Below are 21,656 nucleotides of genomic sequence, written 5' to 3'. Positions count from 1 at the left end.
AATGGATCACCTGCTGTCGCATTACGAATACGAACTCGGGTTGTTCGCGCGGGCGTTGGGCGATTTCGCGATCCGCTATCCGAAGATTGCCGCTCGGCTGGGCATCCAGAGCGGCCGGGCCGACGATCCGCATGTGACGCGTCTGATTCAGACCTTTTCGTTTCTTGCCGCGCACCTCGATTCGAAGCTGGCCGACGACTATCCCGAATTCACCGAGGCGTTGCTTGAGGTTGTCCACCCGCATTATCTGCGCACGGTGCCATCGTGCGCGATTGCCCGATTCGAACCAAGGGCGCTCGTCGGTCAACTGACAGAGCCGGTCGTCGTGCCGCGTGGCGTGGAGTTGAATGCACGCACAGCCCCGGTGCGATTCCGGTCGGCCTACGACGTGACCATCTCGCCATTGCAAATCCGGTCCGCGCGGTATGCGCCGACGACGCTGGCACCGTCGGCCGTGAGATTGCCCGCCGACGCAACTGGCGTGCTGTCGATCAGTTTTACGTCGGCTGCCGGCCCGTTCACGGCGGCCATTACAGACGGCCCCATACGTGTCTACCTTTCCGGCGAGCGGCCGTTTGTCTCGTCGCTGCTGGATGCTTTGCTGCTGCGTGCCGCCGCCGCGTATGTTGAGGTCGATCAATGTGGGCGCTGGCGGGCCATATCGAAGGTGCCGTTTGAACCGGTCGGTTTCGCAGATGACGACCGCTTGCTGCCGGGTAGCCGAACCACCAGTCGCACCGCGACCACCTATCGCTACTTGCTGGAATACTTCGCGTTTCCCGAATTGTTCGATTTCGTCGATCTCGACATCGGCCGCGTGCGGCGTGCAGCAAGCGCCCCCGATGCTCGGGAGCTGACCTTGCACGTCGTACTGCGCGATACGCCCGCCGATTCGGTCGCTGCGCTGGCGCTCGCGTCGCTCGACGCAACGGCGTTCAAGCTGTTTTGTACGCCGGTCGTGAATCTCTTCTCTCAACCGGCCCAGCCCATTGTGTTGAAGGGGCAGGGCGCCTATCCGGTTCAGCCCATGCGACTGGCGAAACATTCGCCGCTGGGCGTGTATTCGGTCGACGCGGTCTATCTGGGCGAGCTGTCCAATAAGAAGGACAAGGACGAGGACGTGTCGCTCGACAGTGATCGGCCTAGAACCCTGGTGAGACCCTATCAGGCACTGAGTCACGATCCACGCCCCGATGCGGCGACGGTCTATTGGGTTGCGTTTCGTGATCGCGACGCGGGATCGCCCGATCGTCAAACCATGATGCTGTCGCTGGTCGGACTGGACGGACAGTCGGCCCGGCCAAAGCTGCCTCAAATCGATGTGGTGACGACAGTGACCAATCGCGACTTGCCGGCGCGCTTGTCGATCGGCAATTCGGTGGGCGATCTGCTGCTCGAAAGCAAGGCGCTGGATTGTCCGATTCAGTTGATTACTCGACCGACATTGACGGCCGAGTTGCCGCGCGGCAACGGCGCGCTGTGGCGTGTGCTGTCGACGTTATCGCCGCATCCGCTGGATCTGACGCGGGACGGGCTGCCGGCCCTGAAAGCATTCATGCGGCTGCACGCGGTGCGCACGACGCCGCTCGCGCAGCGCTGCATCGACGCGATCACCGGCCTGGACTACAAGCCGGCGATCAAATGGATGTCGCTCGATAGTCAGTTTCCGTCGTTCGTGCGCGGCATCGAAATCATGCTGTCATTCGACGAGACCGCACTGCGAGAAGTCAGCTTGGTCGTGTTCACGAAACTGCTCGAACGGTTCTTCGCGCCGTACGGGCCGATGAACAGCTATGTTCAACTGGTGGTTCGTTCGGCGCAGACGGGCCGGGAACTGACGCGAGGCGTGACCACGCCCGGCACGCAGCCGCTGATTTGATCGTTGTATGCCAAGCCGCTTACCTGCGGACGCAATATCGACTACCTGATCACGCAGGTCCCGGTGACGACGCTGCTCGTGTCTGCGATTTCGATCGCGATCGGCATCGCGTCGTTCTACACGTCGCTGTTTCGCGGGCTGCCGCCGCCGATCTTCCCGCCCGGATCAAAACTCTTTTCACGATCGGCCTCTTTCGCCGCCCGCGCGCGGCATCGATACTGACGCGACAGGCCGCGTTGCGCAGGTTCGACGCGCTGCACGGCCGGCATCGACGGCCCGCGCCCATCCGACACCGGTGCGCGCGGGCCGACTCATTTCCGCGAGGCGCGGGCAGTTTCGCGGCCTCGCCATCGGAGCGGTGGATGAAGGGCATCAAGGTATTCGTGACGGGCGCGGCCGGCTACATCGGCGGCTCGGTGGCCACACGGCTGGTATCGGAAGGGCATGTCGTCACCGGGCTGGCGCGCGACGGCGAGAAGGCCGCGGCACTCGCGGCAGCCGGCATCATGCCGGTCATCGGCACGCTCGACGACGCGGCGCTGCTGCATGCGTTCGCGAGCGACGCGGACTGCGTGATCAACGCGGCGAGCAGCGACCACCGCGCATCGGTCGAGACGATCGTCGCGGCGCTGAGCGGCTCGGGCAAGACGTTCCTGCATACGAGCGGCACCAGCGTGATCGCGGACGACGCACAGGGCGCGCACGGCGACGCGCCGGTGTTCGACGAAGCGACGCCGGTCGTCGCGCCGGCCAAGCCCGAGCGCCGTGCGATCGATCAGCTCGTGATGTCGGCGGCGACGCTCGGCATCCGCTCGGCGGTGATCTGCAACAGCATGATCTACGGCGACGGGCTCGGCATCCGGCGCGACAGCGCGCAGCTTCCGCTGCTTGCGGCGATCGCGCGCGAGGCCGGCGCGGTCCGCGTGATCGGCAAGGGGTTGAACCGCTGGTCGAACGTGCATGTCGAGGACGTCGCCGATCTCTACGTGCGCGCGATGCGGCACGCGGCGCCCGGCGCGCTGTATTTCGCGGAGAACGGCGAAGCGTCGTTCGCGGACATCGGCGCGGCGCTCGCCGCGCGTCTCGGTTTGCCGTCGGTCGTCGAGTGGGACATCGCCGAGGCCGAGCAGGTGCTCGGCCACTCGCGCGCGCATTTCTCGCTGGCGTCGAACAGCCGCGTGAAAGCCGTGCGCGCGCGGCAGGAACTCGGCTGGGCGCCGCAGCATGGCGCGATGCAGGACTGGATCCGCCACGACATGCCGATCGCGGCCTGACGCCGCAGAATTGCTTCGCAGCACGCAGCACGCAGCACGCAGCACGCAGCACGCAGCACGCAGCACGCAGCACGCAGCACGCAGCACGCAGCACGCAGCACGCAGCACGCAGCACGCAGCACGCAGCACGCAACACGCAACACGCAACACGCAACACGCAACACGCAACACGCGCCCTCCCGGGCGCGTGCGCCCCCGGCCCGCGATCGCATTGCTCGGACAATATTACCCGCGCATTCTTGAATCTGAATCAACTATGATTCGCGCCGGCTTCCGCTTATCAAACGGGCGCTGCGGCACTATCGTGACGATTCTGAAACCGTCACCGATTCCCGACCATGAAGACCACTCTCGACGAGATGCTCGCATTCGTGACCATCGCCGATACCGGCTCGTTGACGGGGGCGGCGGACAAGCTCCACCAGCCGACGTCGGTGATGAGCCGGATCCTGCGGCGTCTCGAGGAAAAGCTCGACACGACGCTGATCCGCCGCACGACGCGCCGGCTCGAAGTGACGGAAGAGGGCACGCTGTTCCTCGAATACGCGCGCGAGATCATCGCGTCGGTCGAATTCGCCGAGGAACAGCTCGCCAGCCAGCGCGAGAAGCCGGCCGGGCGGTTGCGCATCAACGCGGCGATGCCGTTCATGCAGCACGTGATCGCGCCGATGATGCCGGGCTTTCGCGAAGCGTTTCCGGCGATCGAGGCCGAACTGCATACCAGCGACGAAATCATCGACTTGCTCGAACAGCGCGCCGACGTCGCGATCCGGATCGGCGAGCTGCGCGATTCGACGCTGCACGCGCGCAAGCTCGGCAGCAGCCGGCTGCGCATTCTCGCGAGCCCCGCGTACCTGGAGAAGGCCGGCGTGCCGACGCGCGTGGCCGATCTCGCGGACCATACGCTGCTCGGCTTCGTGCAGCCCGAAACGCTGAACCACTGGCCGCTGCGCACCGCGGACGGCGACGTATACCGGATCCATCCCGCGCTGCAGGCGTCGAGCGGCGAGACGCTGCTGACGCTCGCGCTTAACGGCGCGGGCATCGTGTGCCTCGCCGACTACATGACGGGCACCCATCGCCGCGACGGCAGCCTCGTCGAAGTGCTGGTCGACGACACGACCGAATTCCGCCAGCCGATTCACGCGGTCTACTATCGCAACGCTACGCTGTCGTCGCGCATCGTCAGTTTTCTGGACTACTTGAGCGCACAGCTGAAGGAAGGCGGCGATATCGACTGAAGGGGCGCGCAAACCGCCGCTCGTCTCGTGCGAAGGGCGACGTGTTCGATCGATATCGGGCACGTCGCCCTTTTTTCATGGCGACCGACGCGACCAACGCGACCGATGCGCCGCACCAGCCGCATCGCACCAACCCGACTATTGTCCGAGCGCGGTCATCAGCCTGACCTGCGCGAGCATCTCGTCGGTGCGCGCCTGCGCGAGCGAATCCTCGGCCGCGAGCAGCGAGCGCTGCACCTCCAGCGTGTCGATGAACGCCGATTCGCCGCTGCGCCACGACCGGTTGATCTGCGCATAGGCATCGCGCGCATTCGACGCCGCGCGTTCGAGACGCTCGGTCCGGCTGTGATCGCGGGCGGTTGCGGCGAGCGACGTTTCGACGTCGCTGACCGCGCCGAGCACGGCGGAGCGATAGGCGGCGACGGCCTGATCGGCCTGCGCGCGTCGCAACGCGACGATGCTGCGGCGCCGTCCGCCGTCGAACAGCGGCGCGCTCGCGCCGGCGCCGGCCATCCAGGCGAGCGAACGCGCGAGCGTCGCGCCGGAGAAGCCGTCGACGGCCGCGCCGATCACGCCGATCAGCTGCAGGTGCGGCCTGAGATCGGCTTCGGCCACGCCGATGCGTGCATACGCGGCGACGACCCTCGCTTCGGCGGCGCGCACGTCGGGCCGGCGGCGCAGCAGGTCAGCTGGCGTGCCGATGCCCGGCGCCGCTGCCGTCCACACCGGCCCCGGCGCGGGCGGATCGAGTTGCGCATAGACGTCCTGCGGCGTCGCCGCGGTGATGATCGACAAGCGGTGAATCGCGGCCTGCCGCTGCAACTGCAGCGCGGGCAACTCGGCGAGCGTGGTTTCCGCCTGCGCGGCGGCGCGGTCGACGTCGGCGATCGGCACGACGCCCGCGTCGAACAGGCGCCGCGTCGATGCCTCGGTGCCGCGCTGACTCTCTGCGTTCGCCTCGACCAGCGCGAGCCGCTGCTCGAGCCCGCGCACCGTCACGTAGGTGCGCACGGTTTCGTCGATCGTCGCGATCCGCACGGCCGCCGCGTCGTTCTGCGCGGACGCGATGTCGGCGTCGGCGGCCGACACGCCCTGGCGGATGCGCCCGAAGATGTCGATTTCCCACGCGACGCTCGCATTCAGGTCGAACGCATTGCCGGTCGTCGGCGTGTCGGTCGGGAACGCCTGCGACGCGGACAGCCGCTGACGGCCGGCGCCCGCATTCAGATCGAGCGACGGGAACCACTGCGACGCGGCGCCGATCCGTACCGCGCGCGCCGCGTCGATGCGCGCGACCGCCGCCTTCAGGTCGAGGTTGTTGGCGAGCGCGCGATCGACCAGCCGGTCGAGAATCGGATCGTGAAAGCCGTGCCACCACGCGTCGGTCGCGGCGGCAGGGCCGGCGGCGACGAGATCCGCGTTCGCGTAGGTCGCGGCGAGCGGCGGCGGGGCGACGGTGGCGACCGGCGCGCTCGTGCACGCGGTCAGGACGGCCGCCGCGGACAGCGCGGCCACGAGTCGGATGAATTTCATTGCACCACCTCCGCGGCCGCCGCCGCGACGCCGGATTTGCGTGTCGCGAGCCGGCGGACCAGCACATAGAACACAGGCGTGAACAGCAGCCCGAAGAACGTCACGCCGATCATCCCGAAGAACACGGCCGCGCCGACCGCCTGGCGCATTTCCGCGCCGGCGCCTTCGGAGATCACGAGCGGCAGCACGCCGAGAATGAACGCGAGCGACGTCATCACGATCGGGCGCAGCCGCTGCACGCACGCGTCGACCACCGCGTCGACCAGCTCCCTGCCGTCGGCCTCGAGCTGCCGTGCGACCTCGACGATCAGGATCGCGTTCTTCGCGGCGAGCCCGACCAGCACGATGAAGCCGATCTGCGTGAGGATGTTCACGTCCTGGCCGAGCGCGCGCACGCCGAGCGACGCGGCCAGCAGGCACATCGGCACGATCAGCAGGATCGACACCGGCAGGCTCCAGCTGCCGTACTGCGCGGCGAGCACCAGATAGACGAGCAGCACGCACAGCGGGAACACGAGCAGCCCCGTGTTGCCGGCCGTGGTCTGCTGGTACGACAAGTCGGTCCATTCGAACGAGATGCCCGGCGGCAGCACCTGCTTCGCGAGCGTCTCCATCGTCTTGATCGCAAAACCGGAACCGAGGCCGGGTGCGGTATCGCCGTTGATCTCGGTGGCCGGATACAGGTTGTAGCGCGGTGCGCGATCGACGCCGAGCGTGTCGTCGATGCGCGTGACGCTGCCGATCGGCACCATGTCGCCGTCGCGGTTGCGCACCTTCAGGCGCCCGAGGTCGGAGGCCGTCACGCGGAACGGCAGGTCGGCCTGCGCGGTGACGCGATAGGTGCGCCCGACGATGTTGAAGTCGTTGATGTAGGTCGAGCCGAAATACGTTTCGACCGCGTCATTGATCTCCTGGCTCGGCACGCCGAGCATCTCCGCCTTCTCGCGATCGAGCTCGACGTGAACCTGCGGACTCGTCGCCGAGTAGGGCGTGTAGACGCCGACCATGCCGGGCGTGCGGTTCGCGGCGTCGACGAGATCCTGCGTCGCCTTCGCGAGCGCGGCCGTGCCGAGGCCGTTGCGGTCTTCGAGCCGCATCGCGAAGCCGCCCGTGCTGCCGAGGCCCTGCACCGGCGGCGGCATCGCGACGACGATCGACGCTTCGGTGATGCCCGCGAGGCGCTTGCGCAGCTCGGCCGCGATCGTATCGATGGTGAGGCCCTGCGCCTTGCGTTCGGGCCAGGGCTTGAACACCGGGAACAGGCCGGCGCTGTTCGCCGAATTCGTGCCGGTGGCTGCGTTGACGCCGGAGAACACCGGCACGCGCGCGACGCCCGGCACCGACAGCGCGATGTCCTCGATCTTGCGCGCGACCGCGCTCGTGCGTTCGAGCGTCGCGCCGTCGGGCGTGCGCACCAGCACCACCAGGTAGCCGCGATCCTGCGCGGGAATGAAGCCCTTCGGGCTCGATACCAGCAGATAGCCGGTCGCCGCGATCAGCACGACGTACAGCACGCTCATCGCGGGGATGATCCGCACGAGCTTCCTGACCATCGCGCCGTAGGCGTCGGACACGCGCTGGAACACGCGATTGAATGCATCCGCGAAACGCTGCACCGCGCGCATGAGCGGCGCGAGCAGCGCGACCGTGCGCGACGTCGACGCCGGCGCATCGTGCGCGGAGTCGTGCGCCTTCAGCATCATCGCGGACAGCGCGGGCGCGAGCGTGACCGACGTGAAGAACGAGATCGCGGTCGACACGGCGATCGTCACGCCGAACTGGCGGAAGAACTGGCCGGAGATGCCCGGAATGAACGAGGTCGGCACGAACACCGCGCACAGCACCAGCGTGATCGCGAACAGCGCGCCGCCGACTTCCTTCATGGTCAGCAGCGTCGCATCGCGCGGCGCGGTGCCGGCCGCCAGGTGCCGCTCGACGTTCTCGACCACGACGATCGCGTTGTCGACGACGATCCCCACCGCGAGCACGAGGCCGAACAGCGTCAGGTTGTTGATCGAGTAGCCGAGCACGGCCATCGCCGCGAACGTGCCGACCAGCGACACCGGAATCGACAGGATAGGGATGATCGAAGGCCGCCAGCCCTGCAGGAACAGCAGCACGACGAACACCACGAGCACGACCGCCTCGTAGATGGTCTTCACGAGTTCGTGGATGCTGTCGCCGATGAACGCGGTCGGGTTGTAGCCGATGTTGTAGACGATGCCCTTCGGGAACGCCTTGCCGAGCTCGGTCATCTTCTTCTCGACCGCGTCCATCGTCGCGACCGCGTTCGCGCCGGGCTGCTGCAGCACCTGCAGCGCGATGGTCGGGTGGCGCAGCATGTAGCTGTCGGTCGCGTACGCGAGCGCGCCGACCTCGATGCGCGCGACGTCCTTCAGCCGCACGAGACGCCCGTCCTGCCCCTGCTTGACGACGATGTCGCTGAAATCCTCGGGCCGCTTCAGGCGCCCTTCGAAGATCAGGTTCGGCTGGAACGCCTGGTTCGTGATCGGCGCCTGCGCGACCACGCCGCCCGCGAGCTGCGTGTTCTGCGCGCGCACCGCGGCGATGAGGTCGCGCGGGCTCAGGCCGAACGACGCGACGCGTTCCGGGTCGAGCCAGATGCGCATCGAGTATTCGCGCGCGCCGAGCGGGTTGATGTCGCCGACGCCGTCGATCCGCTTCAGCACGTCGGCGACGTTGCGGATCGCATAGTTCGACACGTACAGCGGATCGTAGCGCTGGTCGGGCGAGGAGATGAAGATCGTGCCGAGCTGCGTCGGCGACGACTTGCGGACCGACACGCCGCTGCGCTGCACGGGCTCGGGCAGGCGCGGCGTCGCGAGCGCGACGCGGTTCTGCACCAGCACCTGCGCCTTGTCGACGTCGGTGCCGGGCTTGAACGTCGCGGTGATGTTCAGGCTGCCGTCGGAGGTCGCCTGGCTGTACATGTACAGCATGTCCTCGACGCCGTTCACTTCCAGCTCGATCGGGGTCGAGACGGTTTGCGACACGGTTTCCGCGGACGCACCCGGGTAGCTCGCCTGGATCACGACGGTCGGCGGCGCGATGTCCGGGTACTCGGACACCGCGAGCGAGAAATAGGCCAGCGCGCCGGCGATGGTCAGCACGATCGACAGGACGATCGCGAGCACCGGCTGCTGGACGGACAGGCGGCCGAGGTTCATTGCGCGCTCCCGGTCGCGGTGCTGGACGAAGCGGTTGCGTTCGCAACTTTGTCGGAATTCGTCGCATTCGCCATCTGAGCCGCATCGATCGCGCGCGGCACCGCGTTGACCTGATCGCCGGCCTGCACGCGCTGGAAGCCGTCGACGATCACGCGGTCGCCGGCCTTCAGCCCCGCATCGATTTCGCGCAGGTTGCCGAACAGGCGGCCGGGTGTCACCGGGCGCACCGACACGGTGCCGTTCGCGTCGACGAAATACAGCACGCGGCGCGTCGCGTCGGTCGCGACGGCCGAATCCGGCACGAGCAGCGCCGCGTGCGCGACGCGGCTCGACAGCGACACGCGGCCGAACTGGCCGGGGCTCAGGCGTCCGTCCGGATTCGCGACGCGCGCGCGCTGGCGTAGCGTGCCGGTCGAGTTGTCGAGGCGGTTGTCGACGAAATCCATCGTGCCCGACAGCGACGGCTTCGCGTCGCCCGGCAGCGCGATCGCCACCTGTCGCGACGACGCGCTGCCGCCATGTTGCGCGGCTTCGCGCGTGTAGCGCAGGTAGCTTTCCTCGTCGACGTCGAAGTAGATGTCGATCGGGTCCTGCGACACGATCGTCGTCAGCACCGTGGCTTCGCTGTCGCCGCCCTTCACGAGGTTGCCCTCGCTGACGCGCTTGCGGCTGATGCGCCCCGACATCGGCGCGACGATGCGCGTGAACGACAGGTCGAGCCGCGCGCGTTCGAGCGCGCCTTGCGCGCTCGTCACGTCGGCCTGCGCGCTTTGCACGGCCTGGCGGCGCTGGTCGTACAGGCTCTGCGCGATGGTGTCGGTCTTGATCAGGACGCTGGCCCGCTCGAAATCCTGCCGGCTCAGCTTCAGTTGCGACTGCGCGCGCTCGAGCGTGCCTTGCGCGGCCGTCACCGCCGCCTGGTACGGGCGCGGATCGATGACGAACAGCAGGTCGCCTTTTTTCACGGTCGCGCCATCCTGGAACGCGACGCGTTCGAGATAGCCGCTCACGCGCGGGCGCACGTCGACCGTGTCGACCGCTTCGAAGCGGCCCGTGTAGACGTCGACGTCGTTCACGTTGCGCGCGACGGGCGCGCTGACGATCACGTTCGGCTTCGGGGCCGGCGCGGTGTCGTCCGACCGGCAGCCCGTCAACGCGAGCAATGCGGCGAGCGGAAGGGCGGCCAGCACGGCCGGTCGCGCGAAGCGCTTCAATCCTGGGTAGCTGTTCATGTTGTTCGGGGTATCGAATGACGCGCACGGCGCCGGATGGTGCGCAGTATCGTGCGTGGCGCGCGATGGATAAACGGACGCGGCGTCATAAGAACTTGTACTGCGCAGTCACGAATCGCGCGGTGCGGCGACGATGCGCGCGGCAGGGGCGTGATGCGGGAAGCGGTGCGACGACGCGCGGCCCGAACGCCTGTTCAGGCGATTCGGGCCGGCGATGCGGAGGGGACGGACGAGCGGAGGCGCGTGGCGGGCAAGGTGCTCGCGCGCGCGTCGATGCCGCTCAATGACCGCGATAGATCGCGTCGCGGCCGTTGGTCGTCAGTGCGCGGCCGGATGCGCTGGTGCCGGTGCCTTCGCTGCCGTAGCCGGTCGTGTCGGCTGCCGGTGCGGTGTTCGATGCCGCTTGCGCGACGGCGTTTTCACGCACGCGCTTTTCGGCGGCGAGGATCGCGACCGGATACTGGTTGTGGTCCAGTGCCGGCGTATAGCCGACAGCCGCGAGGCGGGCCATTTCGGCTTTCACTTCGGCGCGGGTCAGCGGGCGGTCATGCTGCTGCGCGAACGAAACGGCCGGCGTGGCGATGATCAGTGCGGCAAGCGTGGAAGAAACGAGCGTTTTCATCAGGGGTACCTATCGGGTCGAGTGAACCGCAACCACGTCGTCGTCGTTGCGAGTGCTGCCAATATAGGTATCCCGACGCCGCGGAAAAACGGGCCGCCGGCGAAATCATTTTTGACCTGGAATCACGAATCGGCGGTCGATGCAAACGATCGAGCCCGCACACGGCGGCCGGCCGGTCACGCGCGCCCCATGATCCGCGCGCCGAGCGAGATGCCGAGTTCGGACAGCGACGCGCTGGTGGCGAGCTGAACAGCTTCCCAGCGCGACAGCGCGGCGTCGAACGCGTTGGCGGGCACGCCGCCGCGCAGCGCCTCGGCAAGACCGACCGCGTTGTCCGCCGCTTTCGCGACACCTGCGGCCGTATGCGGCCGCACGAGGCAGGCCGCGTCGCCGAGCAGCACGGCGCGGCCGAACGCCATGCGCTCGACCGCGAGATCGAGGATCGCCTGTGCGAACGGCGCCTGTGTCGCGTCGACGAGCGCGGCGAGCGTCGGTGCGAGCATCCGGCGGCCGGCGTTCACGAGTTCGAGCCGGTTGTCGTCGCGCATCGCGCCGGGCGGCAGCGAGCCGTCGCGCTGCATGCCGTCCTGGCCGAGAAACAGCGATGGCAGGCGATCCTGCGCGAGCCGCCGGTACCAGACCCAGTTCACGCGCCGCTTGCCGGGCGCGATCGCGCCGTCGCGGCCGGGCACCAGATAGGTCAGGAACAGATGGGCGTCGCCTTGCTGGAACGTGAAGCGCTCGCGCAGCACCTGCAGCACCGTGTCGGGAAGCAGGTGCTCGTCGACGAGCCCGCGCCACGCGACATACCCCGCGTATGCGGGCCGCGCATCGGGCAGCAGCTGCGCGCGCACGGCCGAGCGGCCGCCGTCGGCGCCGACCAGCAGGTCGGCCTGCTCGACGCGGCCGTCCGAGAAGTGCGCGAACACGCGCGCGCCGTCCTGCTCGAACCGGTCGAACGCGACGCCGGCGTGCAGGACGTCGGCGGGCAGCGCGCGCTTCAGCGCCGTATAGATCACGTTCCATGCGGTCTGCGTCTGCGGCATGTAGAAGCGTTGCACGATACGGTCGCGTTCGTCGACGTAGATCCGGTCGCCCGAATCGACGCCCGCGTCGCGCGGCACAGGCACGCCGCCGAACGCGAACGCGCGCTCGATCGGCGGCTGCAGCACGATGCCGCCGCCGCGACTGTCGAGATCGTTCGGCGATTGCTCGAACACCTTGACGCGCCAGCCGGCCGCCCGCAACGCGGTTGCCGTGAACAGTCCGCCCACCGATCCGCCGACGACGATCGCCGACGGGCCCGAAACATCGCTCATGATTGCTTTCCCCCGATGATTCGCCGCACGCGGCAGTTCAACCTTCCCAGTGCGCGAGGAAGTCGAGCAGCAACGCGTTCACGCGCTCCGGCTGCTCCTCCTGCGGCAGGTGTCCGCACTGCGCGATCGGCTCGGCGCGCAGGTTCGTCGCCATGCTTTCCCACACGGACTTCATGTCGAACATCTTGCCGACCGCATAGAAATCCTCGCCCCAGATGGCCATCGTCGGGCAGGCGATCGGGACGTCGGCGTCGACGAGATCCTGCTTCACGTCCTCCGCGTTCGCGCGATAGTCGGCCAGCGCGCCGCGCACGGCGCCCGGGCGCCGGTACGCACGCACGTACGTGTCGAACGCGTCGCCGGAGATCGCGTGCGGGTTGTAGCACCAGTCGGCGAAGAAATGGCTCAGCCACTCGGCTTCCTTGCCGGCGATCAGTGCCTCGGGCAGGTCGGGCACCTGATGGAACAGGAAGAACCAGTACGCGCGCGCGGTTTGCGCGGTCATGTTCTGCGCGACGATGCGCGTCGGCACGTTGTCCATCACGACGAGCCGGTCGACGCGCTCGGGGGAGTCCTTCGAAAAGCGCGTCGCGACACGCGCGCCGCGATCGTGGCCGACGAGCGCGATGCGGCCGATGCCGAGCGCATCGAGCAGGCCGGCTACGTCGCGCGCCATGTTGCGCTTGTCGTAGCCGGCGGCCGGCTTGTCGGTTTCGCCGTAGCCGCGCAGGTCGGGCGCGATCACGCGGTAACGCCGCGCCAGCGCCGGGATCTGGAAGCGCCACGCGAAGCTGGTTTCCGGGAAGCCGTGCAGCAGCACGACGACCGGCCCGCTGCCGGCATCGATGTAGTGCTGGCGGATGCCGTTCGCGGTGACGGTGTGATGCGTGATCGAAGGCGCGTCGTGGGTCATCGGGTGGTCCCTGTCCGGTTCGGTGTGCGCGCAGCCGGGAGGCGGGCGCAGATGCCGTTCGAGGATAGGCGAAGCGATCGGCGCGCCGGATAAATTGTTCTGAAATCGTCTGGCGGCGTGCGCCGCGCCGGATTACGCGCGCCGGCGGCGCCGGCCACCCGCGCCGGACGCGAGCTGCTTCAGCGTCGCGGGCGTGCCGTGGAGAAACGCATCGACCAGCCGTTCGATTTCGGTGTCGAGATCGTCGGGCACCGGCAGGCCGTAGACCCACTTGCGGACGCCGAAATAGAAGATGCTCGCGTGCAGGCTCCAGACCAGTTCGATTTCCGCGTTGCGCTGGGCTTCCGTCGCCGGCGTGGCGATGTCGTACTCGTGCCGCAACTCGCGCAGCACCGGCAGGAACACGCGTTCGCGCAACCGCGACAGGTAGCGAGTATTGAAACCCTCGCGGCTGAGCCCCGCGAAGATGAAGGTGCGGATCCATTCGCGCCGCAGGATGGTTTGCGCGTACGCGCGATAGAACGTGACGAGCCGTTCCTGCAGCGGGACCGTGCGGTCCGCGATCAGTTTTTCCCAGTCGGAGTTCCACGTGTAGATCTCCTCGTACACGCGATCGATCAGCGCTTCCTTGCTCGGGAAGTACCGGTACAAGAGCGGCTGGGTGACGCCGATTTGCCGCGCGAGTTCGCGCGTGCTGCCGGAAAAGCCGTGCGTCGCGAAGTGCTCGATCGCCTTCTCGACGATTTGCCGCTCGCGCGCTTCCGGCGCGAGCCGGCGGCCCGGCGTGACGGCGTTGCCGTCGGCGTCCGTCCCGCGCTCGCGGGCCGGCGTGCTGCGTTTTCTTTCGGTCATGCATCGGCTCCTGATGGCGCGCTTAAGCTATCGCTCGAAAAATAACACGATCGGACCGTGCGGGCCGATCGCTGCGCCGAGGTCGCTGCGATGCGAGAGCGTTTTCCTAAGCGTACCGCGTCGCGTCGACCCCGCAGTCCGGCCGGGCGTCCGGGCGGCATATTCAGGAAAATTCAGGGCCGCCGCCATGACATTAAGACGTTCCTTAACTAGTCTTGCTTCCGAACCGCCGTTGGGACCGGACGCCAGTCGGCGCCCCCGGGCCGTTCGGCGTAACCGGAGCGGAACATGCGTTATCTGAACTCGCCGGACGCAGGCAGCACGTGCGCCGGCGCAACCGTCGCCATCCAGGAAGCCGGGCCATGCCGACGCAGCCGGTAACCGCGGCCGCGGCGCCCGATCACGTGCGCGGCGAGGACGTGTTTCTCGCGTCTATCGCCGGCTACGTCGACACGCTCGGCTTCGTCGCGCTGTTCGGCCTGTTCACCGCGCACGTCACCGGCAACTTCATCCTGATCGGCTCGGGGCTGGCCGGCGTCGGGCAAGGGCTCGTGATCAAGTGGCTCGCATTCCCGGCCTTCATCGCCGGCATCGTCGGCGCGCGCGTGCTCGACCACCGGATGCGTTCGCTCGGCCACGGCCCGCGCGCGCGTTCGTTGTATGCACTGCAGGCCGTGCTGCTGGCCGGGTTCATGCTGGCCGGCGTGATGGCGTCGCCGATCGCGGACGCCGACGCGCCGCGCACGATCCTGTGCGGCCTGCTCGGCGCCGCGGCGATGGGCGTCCAGAACGCGCACGGCCGGCTGACGGCGCGCTCGGTCGTCGCCAACACGGTGATGACGGGCAACGTCACGCAGGCGGTGATCGATGCATTCGACTGGCTCGTGCCGCTTGCCGCGCCGGCCGAACGCGAAGCCGCGCGCGCGCGGCTGCGGCGCACGCTGCCGCCGGTCGCGGGCTTCGCGCTCGGGGCCGGCGCGGGGGCCGCGGCCTACGTGTCCGCCGCGTTCTGGGCGCTGGCGTTGCCGCTCGCGGCCTTGTGCTTCCTCGCCTACCGATCCGGCCGGCCCGACGACGGGCCGGCGTCACGCTGAATCCGCGCGCGGCGTATGGCCGCGCTTGTCATTTTCAAGGAGATTTCGATGATTGCACTGAAGTTGCGACAGGTACTGCGGATGATGGCCGCATCGACGGCCGTGTTCGGCGCATTGCTGGCGAGCGCGCCGGCCCACGCGGACGAGACGCGCCTGCTCGATACCTCGTCAGGGAAGGTGCCGGCCGTCGCGGTCGGCCCGCAATACGACACGACGCACGTGTGCGTCGCGCCGGAAGACTTCGACCGCTTCACCGACAGCTTCGTCGCGACGTTCGGCGGCAAGAAGTCGCAGCAGGGCGTGTTCCAGGTCACGCCGACGCCGAGCCAGACGATGTCGCAGCTCGTGCTGACGCCGTTCGGCACGATTTCAGTGTTCGGCTTCAAGACGCCGATCCCGTATCCGTTCTGCGAGGAGCGCACCGGCTACCTCGTCACCGACATGGACGTCGCGATGAAATCGGCGCGCGCGCACGGCGCGGACGTGGTCGTCGACACGTTCCCCGATCCGATCGGCCGCGACGCGATCATCCGCTGGCCGGGCGGCGTGAACATGCAGCTGTACTGGCACACCCAGGCGCCGCACTACGACCCGCTGCAGACGGTGCCGGAAAACCGCGTGTACGTGTCGCCGGAAAGCGCGAGCAAGCTGGTGCACGACTTCGTCGCGTTCTCGCGCGGCAAGGTCGTGTCCGACGTGCGCAAGGCGCCGGGCATCGAGATCGGCCGGCCGAACGACACGTATCGCCGCATCCGCATCGAGTCGGGCTTCGGCAAGATGACCGTGCTGGCGACCGACGGCCGTCTGCCTTATCCGTTCGGGCGCGAAATGACGGGCTACGAAGTGCCGGACCTCGCCGCCACGCTGGAGAAGGCCAAGGCCGCCGGCGTGACCGTGCTGGTGCCGCCCTTCACGTCGGACGGGCGCGATGCGGCGCTCGTGCAGTTCCCGGGCGGCTACGTCGCCGAGATCCACGCGCGGTCGAAGTAATGGCGCATCGGGCGATGAGGTGGGCGTGGCGGGGCGTGCTGCCGGCCGCCGTGCTGGCGGGCGGCGTCGCGACATACGCCGGGACGGCGGCCGCCGCCGAGGACACCGTGGCGCCGGCGCCGACCTCGGCCTCGGCCTCGGCCGCCGGCACGACGTGCACCGCGAAGCGGCCCGCGGTGCTGTTCAACCGCTGGCAGGAAGACTGGTCGGTGCTCGCGAATCCGTGCGTGCCGCGCAAGCCGCTCGACGGGCTGAAGTACATCCCGCTCGGCGGCGACCCGTCGACCTACCTGTCGCTCGGCGCGAACCTGCGCGAGCGTTTCGAGCTGAACAACGCGCCGCTGTTCGGGCTCGGCACCGCGCACGACGACAACTACGTGATCCAGCGCGCGACGGTGCACGCGGACCTGCGCTATGCCGGGCATTTCCAGGCGTTCGTGCAGTTCGTCGATGCGCGGCCGTTCGGCAAGGACACGGTCGGCACGGTGGACAAGGATCAGCTCGACATCGAGCAGGCGTTCGTCGCGTATGTCGATCAGCTGGGCGGCGGCACGTTCAAGGCGCGTGTCGGCCGGCAGGAAATGGCGTACGACCTGCAGCGGTTCGTGTCGGTGCGGGACGGCCCGAACGTGCGTCAGGCATTCGACGCGCTGTGGGCGGATTACGAAATCGGCAACTGGCGGCTGATCGGCTACGTGACGCGTCCGGTGCAATATCGCAACGACGCGGTGTTCGACGACGTGTCGAATCGGCACCTGCGCTTCGACGGCGTGCGGATCGAGCACAACGCCGTGGGCCCAGGCGAACTGTCGGCCTACTGGTCACGCTATACGCGCGACAACGCGCGCTATCTCGCCGGCGCCGGCACCGAGCGGCGCGACGTGTTCGACATGCGCTACGCGGGCAAGTCTTCCGGGTTCGACTGGGACGCCGAAGCGATGCTGCAGACCGGCCACATCGGCCAGGACACGATCGGCGCATGGGCCTTTGGCGCGCTCGGCGGCTACACGTTCGCGAAAGCGCCGGGCACGCCGCGCATCGGCATCCAGGTCGACGGCGCGTCGGGCGACAAGCATCCCGGCGACGGGCGCATGGGCACCTTCAATCCGCTGTTCCCGAACGGCTATTACTTCACGCTCGCCGGCTACACCGGCTACAGCAACCTGATTCACGTGAAGCCGTCGCTGACGTTCAAGCCGGCCAGCAACGTGACGGTGCTGACCGCGGTCGGTTTCCAGTGGCGCCAGACGACCGCCGATGCGATCTACGGGCAGGGGATGCAGGCGGTGCCCGGCACGGCCGGCAAGGGCGGCGCGCGCACGGGCATGTATGCGCAGGCGCGCGTCGACTGGCTGGTCAATGCGAACGTGGCGCTGGCGGTCGAGGCCGTGCATTTCCAGGTCGCCGATTCGATTCGCGCGCTCGGCGCGCGCAATGCCGACTACGTCGGCATGGAGGCGAAGTTCGGCTGGTAACGCGGCAAGCCGCGCCGCGTCGCGCGGCTCACGGCTGCGCGCGTGCGAGCGCCTCGACGAAATCGATGAACGCGGTGACGCGCTTCGAGCCGCGCTGATTCGGCAGGTACAGCGCGGTCACGACCGAGCGCGCCGCATCGGGCGTGACGTCGTACGCTTCGAACAGCCTGCGCAGGCGGCCCGACTGGACATCGGCATCGACGAGCCAGTCGGGCAGCAGCGCGATACCGGCGCCGTCGAGCACGGCCTCGCGCAACACTTCACTGTGATTCGATTTCAGGCGCCCGGCAACCAGCACCCGCGTCGTGCCGTGCGCATCGGCGAACGACCACGCCTGCTGGTCGCCGCCGAAGTGAAAGCGCACGCACGCGTGATCGACCAGTTCGCCCGGCGTTGCCGGCGTGCCGTGCGCGTCGAGATAGTCGTGGCTCGCGACGACGTAGCGCTGGAACGTCGCGAGCTGCCGTGCGACGACCTCCGCGGAAGGCGCCGCTTCGCCGAGCCGGATCGCGACGTCGATCCGGCCGGCGACGAGATCGACGCGTTCGTCGGTGAGCTGCAGGTCGAGGTCGAGTTTCGGATGGCGCGCGAGGAAGGCCGCGACATGCGGCGCGATGCGTCGCACGCCGTACGCGACCGGCACCGACACGCGCAGCGGTCCGGACGGCTCGTCGCCGCGATCGGAGACGAGCGCGTCCGCTTCCGCGAGCTCCTCGAGCAGCCGCTTCGCGCGCGCGTAGTACATGGAGCCGGCATCGGACAGCGTTACCTGGCGCGTGGTGCGGTTCAGCAGCGCGGTGCCGAGCGATGCCTCGAGCGCATCCACCGCGCGCACGACCGACGAGGCCGCGAGGTCGAGACGGCGTCCCGCGCTCGAGAAGCCGCCGGCTTCCGCCACTTCCACGAACGCGCGCAGCGCGGAGAATTTGTCCATGTCGTCGCCTTTGTGCATGCCGCAACGATCCGTTGCGCGCCGTTCGCATTCTAGCGCCGGCCGGCAAGCGCTATCGTTGAAACTGCAATCAACAGGAGAGCGCAATGAATTCCGTCGAAGTCACGGTCACCTACGACCTCATCTGCCCGTGGTGCTGGATCGCCGAGCGCAGGCTCGCGGAGGCGATCGACGCAGCGGGACTGACCGGTGACGTGAAGGTCAGGTTCGTGCCGTTCGAACTGAACCCGGCGATGCCGGCCGCAGGCATCGATCGCAAGGCATACCGCAGCGCGAAATTCGGCAGCTGGGCGCGCTCGCAGGCACTCGACGCGCAGGTGGCCGAGGCCGGCCGTGCGGCGGGCCTGGTGTTCGATCACGCGCGGATCGCGCGTACGCCGAACACCCGGCTCGCGCACCGGCTCGTCTGGTTCGCGCAGCAGCGCGGCAGTGCGGCCGCGCTCGTCGATGCATTGTTCGCCGCGTACTTCCGCGACGGCCGCGACATCGGCGATGCGGACATGCTCGTGGAGATCGCGGCCGGCGCCGGCTTGCCGGGCGACGCGGTGCGGGCGTTCCTCGCGTCCGGCGAGGGGCTCGACGCGGTGATCGCGCTCGAGGCCGACGCGGTGCGCGCAGGCATCGCGTCGGTGCCGTCGACGCGCATCGGATCCACCGTCATCAGCGGCGCGCAACCGGCCGCCGTGTTTCGCGGCGCGTTGCTGGCCGCGCAGCGCGCGCATGACGCCGTAGCCTGAAGCGGTGCCCACCCTGAAGCACGGCCGGCGCCGTTCCGGCCCGGCTTCAGAACGTTTCATGTCCGGCTCAGGACAAGGGCGCGAGCGGCCGGTAGGCTCGATGTCGCGCGTACAGGCCCGGCCGACCGTCGGACCGGCAAGCGTCGCGCGACGTCGACACGCAACCGGGGGATCGGACATGAACTCACTGAAGCGGCGCATGCGCGCGCTGCGCGCGGGCGGCGTGCTGCTCGTCGCGTGGTACGTCGGCCTGCTCGCATCGACCGCATCGACCGCATCGGTCGCATCGGTCGCGTCGACCGCCTCGGTCATATCGACCGCATTCGCCGGCCAGCCGGGCGACGGCACTCAGCCGCCGGGCTTCTACCGGCAGAAGCTCGGCGACCTGACGATCGTCGCGCTGTCCGACGGCACGCATCCGTTTCCGGTCGATACGGTTTTTCGCGATGTGTCGAAGGACGAGATCCGGCGCGATCTCGACCGCGCCTTTCTCGAGCCGCCGGTGCAAGGGTCGATCAATGCGTTCCTGGTCGACACGGGATCGCGGCGGATTCTGGTCGATACGGGCGCCGGCGTGCTGTACGGCGACTGCTGCGGAAAGCTGCTCGACAACCTGCGCGCGGCAGGCTACGCGCCGGAGCAGATCGACGAGGTGCTGCTCACGCACCTGCACAAGGATCATGTCGGCGGCATCGTGACGGACGGGCGGATGACCTTTCCGAACGCGGTCGTCCGGGTGAACGAGATCGAGGCGAATTACTGGCTCGACCCGGACCACAAGGCGCAGGCGCCGGCGTTCCTGGCGTCGTTTTTCGATGCGGCGGCCGCGTCGGTCGCGCCGTATGTCGCGGCCGGCCGTTTCAGGACGTTTCGTGGCGAAGCGACGCTCGCGCCCAGCATTCGCGCGGTGCCGATGCCCGGCCACACGCCGGGCCATACGGCCTATCTGATCGAGAGCGGCGATGCGGGACTGCTCGCATGGGGCGACATCGTGCACGTCGCGGCGATCCAGTTGCAGGATCCGGATGCGACCGTCCAGTACGACAGCGATGCCGATGCGGCGCGCCGCACGCGGCACGACGTGCTCGGGCGCGTGGCCGGCCGGCGCTATCTGGTCGGCGCCGCGCACATCGCGTTTCCCGGGCTCGGGCACTTGCGCAGGGACGGGGAGCGGTACGACTGGGTACCGGTCAACTACGACGCGACGCCGCTGCGCTGACCGGATGACGTGCGCGACGGTGTCAGCGCGTCATGCCGCGCCGCCATGCGCCGGGCGGATGGCCGACGATGCGCGCGAAGATGCGGTTCAGGTGGCTCTGGTCGGCGAAACCGCAGACGGCCGCGATTTCCGCGAGCGTCATGTCGGTCGTCTCGATCAGCTGGCGGGCCCGGATCACGCGCTGCTCGAGCAGCCACTGATGCGGCGTGCGCCCCGTCGTGCGGGAGAACGCGCGGATGAAATAGCCGCGCGACAGATCGCATTCGCTCGCGACTTCCTCGATCGATACGCCGAGGTTCGCCTTTTCCATCAGCAGTTCCTTGGCGAGCGCCGTCTTGGCCGGCGACAGCAGGCCCTTGTGCTGCAGGTCGCGCGCACGCGCGTTGCCGTAGCGGCTGGCGAGATGCGCGCCGATCGCGACTCCCATCTGCTCGACGAACAGCGTGTTCAGCGCGCCCGGCACGTCGAGGCTGTCGGCGACCGCGTGCGCGAGATGGCCGAGCACCGGGTCCTGCACGTCGGGCGCGCAGGTCAGGCCGCCGATCGCCGTGCCGTCGTGTTCGCGGCCGAGGCGGTCGAGATAGCTGTGCGACAGCTCGATCAGCACGAAATCGAACTTGCCGTACAGGTCGGCGCGGAAATTCCGGGAAAAGTCGCGAATGTAGATCGAGTCGTGCTGGAACCGCCGCTCGGATTTGCCGGCGCCGCCGTAGATCGTGCGCCGGTGGCCGTCGTTCAGCGACACGCCGATCAGGAAGCCGCGATCGCTGGCGGCCATCTCGATGCGCTCGAAGTGTTCGTCGCGCATGCATTTGCGGTGGAGCGTCAGGCCGCCGACCGACCGGTCGATATCCTTGGACAACAGGCTCGACACGCATCCGAGCGTATCTTTCGGCACCGCCGCGGGCACTGCGGCGAAAGGATCTGACATGACGGAACGTCCTTCAATGGGGTACGGCATACGAGCAGTTTTACGTGCAAGTTTATACGGCACACACATCCGGCTCAGCATAACTTGAATAAATGTCCGCTTGCTGACGAAAAAATCGCCGTCCGGCCGGGCGCCGGCGCCGACGCTCGACCTGCTGGCGGAAGCGACAGGTCGAACGATATCGCCCCATTTATATCCGCGCGGC

General features: G+C 68.3%; 18 protein-coding genes. 9 read left to right on the top strand and 9 right to left on the bottom strand.

Features of this window, described 5'->3' with window-relative positions:
* Position 1 precedes the first annotated feature (1 nt).
* The 4 genes from tssF (at position 2) to DIE16_RS15575 (ending at position 4,394) form a co-directional block, all read left to right on the top strand.
* On the top strand, positions 2–1,879 hold the full coding sequence (tssF, locus tag DIE16_RS15595; RefSeq protein WP_124892638.1) for a type VI secretion system baseplate subunit TssF: 1,878 nt from the start codon (positions 2–4) through the stop codon (positions 1,877–1,879).
* A 3-nt stretch (positions 1,880–1,882) separates the two neighbouring features.
* Positions 1,883–2,101: a hypothetical protein gene (locus tag DIE16_RS36890; protein WP_221625267.1), complete on the top strand. Its 219-nt coding sequence runs from the start codon at positions 1,883–1,885 to the stop codon at positions 2,099–2,101.
* A 140-nt stretch (positions 2,102–2,241) separates the two neighbouring features.
* A complete protein-coding gene (locus DIE16_RS15585) occupies positions 2,242–3,153 on the top strand; it encodes an NAD-dependent epimerase/dehydratase family protein (protein WP_124892636.1) in 912 nt (303 codons plus the stop codon).
* A gap of 338 nt (positions 3,154–3,491) precedes the next feature.
* Entirely contained in the window at positions 3,492–4,394 is a 903-nt protein-coding gene (locus DIE16_RS15575) for a LysR substrate-binding domain-containing protein (protein ID WP_124892635.1), read from the top strand.
* Positions 4,395–4,532: 138 nt separating this feature from the next.
* Here the strand turns inward: DIE16_RS15575 and DIE16_RS15570 are convergent, their stop codons facing one another.
* The 7 genes from DIE16_RS15570 to DIE16_RS15540 all read right to left on the bottom strand — a co-directional run bounded on the left by DIE16_RS15570 (position 4,533) and on the right by DIE16_RS15540 (position 14,053).
* A complete protein-coding gene (locus DIE16_RS15570) occupies positions 4,533–5,927 on the bottom strand; it encodes an efflux transporter outer membrane subunit (protein WP_124892634.1) in 1,395 nt (464 codons plus the stop codon).
* Positions 5,924–9,115, bottom strand: coding sequence for an efflux RND transporter permease subunit (locus DIE16_RS15565; protein ID WP_124892632.1), 3,192 nt, complete (start codon positions 9,113–9,115; stop codon positions 5,924–5,926). Before DIE16_RS15565 ends, DIE16_RS15570 begins: the two co-directional genes overlap by 4 nt.
* Positions 9,112–10,347, bottom strand: coding sequence for an efflux RND transporter periplasmic adaptor subunit (locus tag DIE16_RS15560; protein WP_124892630.1), 1,236 nt, complete (start codon positions 10,345–10,347; stop codon positions 9,112–9,114). The genes DIE16_RS15565 and DIE16_RS15560 overlap by 4 nt, the downstream gene beginning before the upstream one ends.
* A 280-nt stretch (positions 10,348–10,627) precedes the next feature.
* Positions 10,628–10,969: a DUF4148 domain-containing protein gene (locus DIE16_RS15555; RefSeq protein WP_124571222.1), complete on the bottom strand. Its 342-nt coding sequence runs from the start codon at positions 10,967–10,969 to the stop codon at positions 10,628–10,630.
* Between the two features lie 176 nt (positions 10,970–11,145).
* Complete coding sequence (locus DIE16_RS15550) at positions 11,146–12,288, bottom strand: FAD binding domain-containing protein (protein ID WP_124892628.1); 1,143 nt, start codon at positions 12,286–12,288, stop codon at positions 11,146–11,148.
* Between the two features lie 37 nt (positions 12,289–12,325).
* Positions 12,326–13,201: an alpha/beta fold hydrolase gene (locus DIE16_RS15545; protein WP_124892626.1), complete on the bottom strand. Its 876-nt coding sequence runs from the start codon at positions 13,199–13,201 to the stop codon at positions 12,326–12,328.
* Between the two features lie 132 nt (positions 13,202–13,333).
* Positions 13,334–14,053 carry a TetR/AcrR family transcriptional regulator gene (locus DIE16_RS15540; protein ID WP_124529639.1) on the bottom strand — a complete coding sequence of 240 codons (720 nt, stop codon included), beginning with the start codon at positions 14,051–14,053 and terminating at the stop codon, positions 13,334–13,336.
* A gap of 362 nt (positions 14,054–14,415) precedes the next feature.
* On the opposite strand from DIE16_RS15540, the gene DIE16_RS15535 reads away from it, so the two are divergent.
* The 3 genes from DIE16_RS15535 to DIE16_RS15525 are packed head-to-tail and all read left to right on the top strand — an operon-like array spanning position 14,416 to position 17,612.
* Positions 14,416–15,147, top strand: coding sequence for a YoaK family protein (locus tag DIE16_RS15535; RefSeq protein WP_124488034.1), 732 nt, complete (start codon positions 14,416–14,418; stop codon positions 15,145–15,147).
* Positions 15,148–15,195: 48 nt separating this feature from the next.
* Complete coding sequence (locus tag DIE16_RS15530; RefSeq protein ID WP_124488033.1) at positions 15,196–16,137, top strand: glyoxalase; 942 nt, start codon at positions 15,196–15,198, stop codon at positions 16,135–16,137.
* Between the two features lie 14 nt (positions 16,138–16,151).
* Positions 16,152–17,612 carry an alginate export family protein gene (locus tag DIE16_RS15525; protein ID WP_185643551.1) on the top strand — a complete coding sequence of 487 codons (1,461 nt, stop codon included), beginning with the start codon at positions 16,152–16,154 and terminating at the stop codon, positions 17,610–17,612.
* A 28-nt stretch (positions 17,613–17,640) separates the two neighbouring features.
* Here DIE16_RS15525 and DIE16_RS15520 read toward each other — a convergent pair whose 3' ends face one another.
* Positions 17,641–18,546, bottom strand: coding sequence for a LysR family transcriptional regulator (locus DIE16_RS15520; RefSeq protein WP_044847188.1), 906 nt, complete (start codon positions 18,544–18,546; stop codon positions 17,641–17,643).
* A 104-nt stretch (positions 18,547–18,650) separates the two neighbouring features.
* Here DIE16_RS15520 and DIE16_RS15515 point away from each other — a divergent pair, with 104 nt between their 5' ends.
* Together DIE16_RS15515 and DIE16_RS15510 are read left to right on the top strand one after the other, a co-directional pair.
* Complete coding sequence (locus DIE16_RS15515) at positions 18,651–19,301, top strand: DsbA family oxidoreductase (RefSeq protein WP_124488031.1); 651 nt, start codon at positions 18,651–18,653, stop codon at positions 19,299–19,301.
* A 178-nt stretch (positions 19,302–19,479) separates the two neighbouring features.
* Positions 19,480–20,520: an MBL fold metallo-hydrolase gene (locus DIE16_RS15510; RefSeq protein ID WP_124892625.1), complete on the top strand. Its 1,041-nt coding sequence runs from the start codon at positions 19,480–19,482 to the stop codon at positions 20,518–20,520.
* A gap of 22 nt (positions 20,521–20,542) precedes the next feature.
* On the opposite strand, the gene DIE16_RS15505 is transcribed toward DIE16_RS15510, so the two are convergent.
* Complete coding sequence (locus tag DIE16_RS15505; protein WP_124892623.1) at positions 20,543–21,451, bottom strand: AraC family transcriptional regulator; 909 nt, start codon at positions 21,449–21,451, stop codon at positions 20,543–20,545.
* Between the last annotated feature and the right edge of the window lie 205 nt (positions 21,452–21,656).

This window comes from Burkholderia sp. Bp9090, assembly GCF_003857985.1.
Lineage (GTDB): Bacteria > Pseudomonadota > Gammaproteobacteria > Burkholderiales > Burkholderiaceae > Burkholderia.
This window is presented reverse-complemented; position numbering and strand designations above follow the sequence as displayed.

Coding starts and splice junctions, on each gene's coding strand:
- tssF (WP_124892638.1), top strand. CDS start 2: ATGGATCACCTGCTGTCGCATTACGAATACGAACTCGGGTTGTTCGCG.
- DIE16_RS15585 (WP_124892636.1), top strand. CDS start 2,242: ATGAAGGGCATCAAGGTATTCGTGACGGGCGCGGCCGGCTACATCGGC.
- DIE16_RS15575 (WP_124892635.1), top strand. CDS start 3,492: ATGAAGACCACTCTCGACGAGATGCTCGCATTCGTGACCATCGCCGAT.
- DIE16_RS15570 (WP_124892634.1), bottom strand. CDS start 5,927: ATGAAATTCATCCGACTCGTGGCCGCGCTGTCCGCGGCGGCCGTCCTG.
- DIE16_RS15565 (WP_124892632.1), bottom strand. CDS start 9,115: ATGAACCTCGGCCGCCTGTCCGTCCAGCAGCCGGTGCTCGCGATCGTC.
- DIE16_RS15560 (WP_124892630.1), bottom strand. CDS start 10,347: ATGAACAGCTACCCAGGATTGAAGCGCTTCGCGCGACCGGCCGTGCTG.
- DIE16_RS15555 (WP_124571222.1), bottom strand. CDS start 10,969: ATGAAAACGCTCGTTTCTTCCACGCTTGCCGCACTGATCATCGCCACG.
- DIE16_RS15550 (WP_124892628.1), bottom strand. CDS start 12,288: ATGAGCGATGTTTCGGGCCCGTCGGCGATCGTCGTCGGCGGATCGGTG.
- DIE16_RS15545 (WP_124892626.1), bottom strand. CDS start 13,201: ATGACCCACGACGCGCCTTCGATCACGCATCACACCGTCACCGCGAAC.
- DIE16_RS15540 (WP_124529639.1), bottom strand. CDS start 14,053: ATGACCGAAAGAAAACGCAGCACGCCGGCCCGCGAGCGCGGGACGGAC.
- DIE16_RS15535 (WP_124488034.1), top strand. CDS start 14,416: ATGCCGACGCAGCCGGTAACCGCGGCCGCGGCGCCCGATCACGTGCGC.
- DIE16_RS15530 (WP_124488033.1), top strand. CDS start 15,196: ATGATTGCACTGAAGTTGCGACAGGTACTGCGGATGATGGCCGCATCG.
- DIE16_RS15525 (WP_185643551.1), top strand. CDS start 16,152: ATGAGGTGGGCGTGGCGGGGCGTGCTGCCGGCCGCCGTGCTGGCGGGC.
- DIE16_RS15520 (WP_044847188.1), bottom strand. CDS start 18,546: ATGGACAAATTCTCCGCGCTGCGCGCGTTCGTGGAAGTGGCGGAAGCC.
- DIE16_RS15515 (WP_124488031.1), top strand. CDS start 18,651: ATGAATTCCGTCGAAGTCACGGTCACCTACGACCTCATCTGCCCGTGG.
- DIE16_RS15510 (WP_124892625.1), top strand. CDS start 19,480: ATGAACTCACTGAAGCGGCGCATGCGCGCGCTGCGCGCGGGCGGCGTG.
- DIE16_RS15505 (WP_124892623.1), bottom strand. CDS start 21,451: ATGTCAGATCCTTTCGCCGCAGTGCCCGCGGCGGTGCCGAAAGATACG.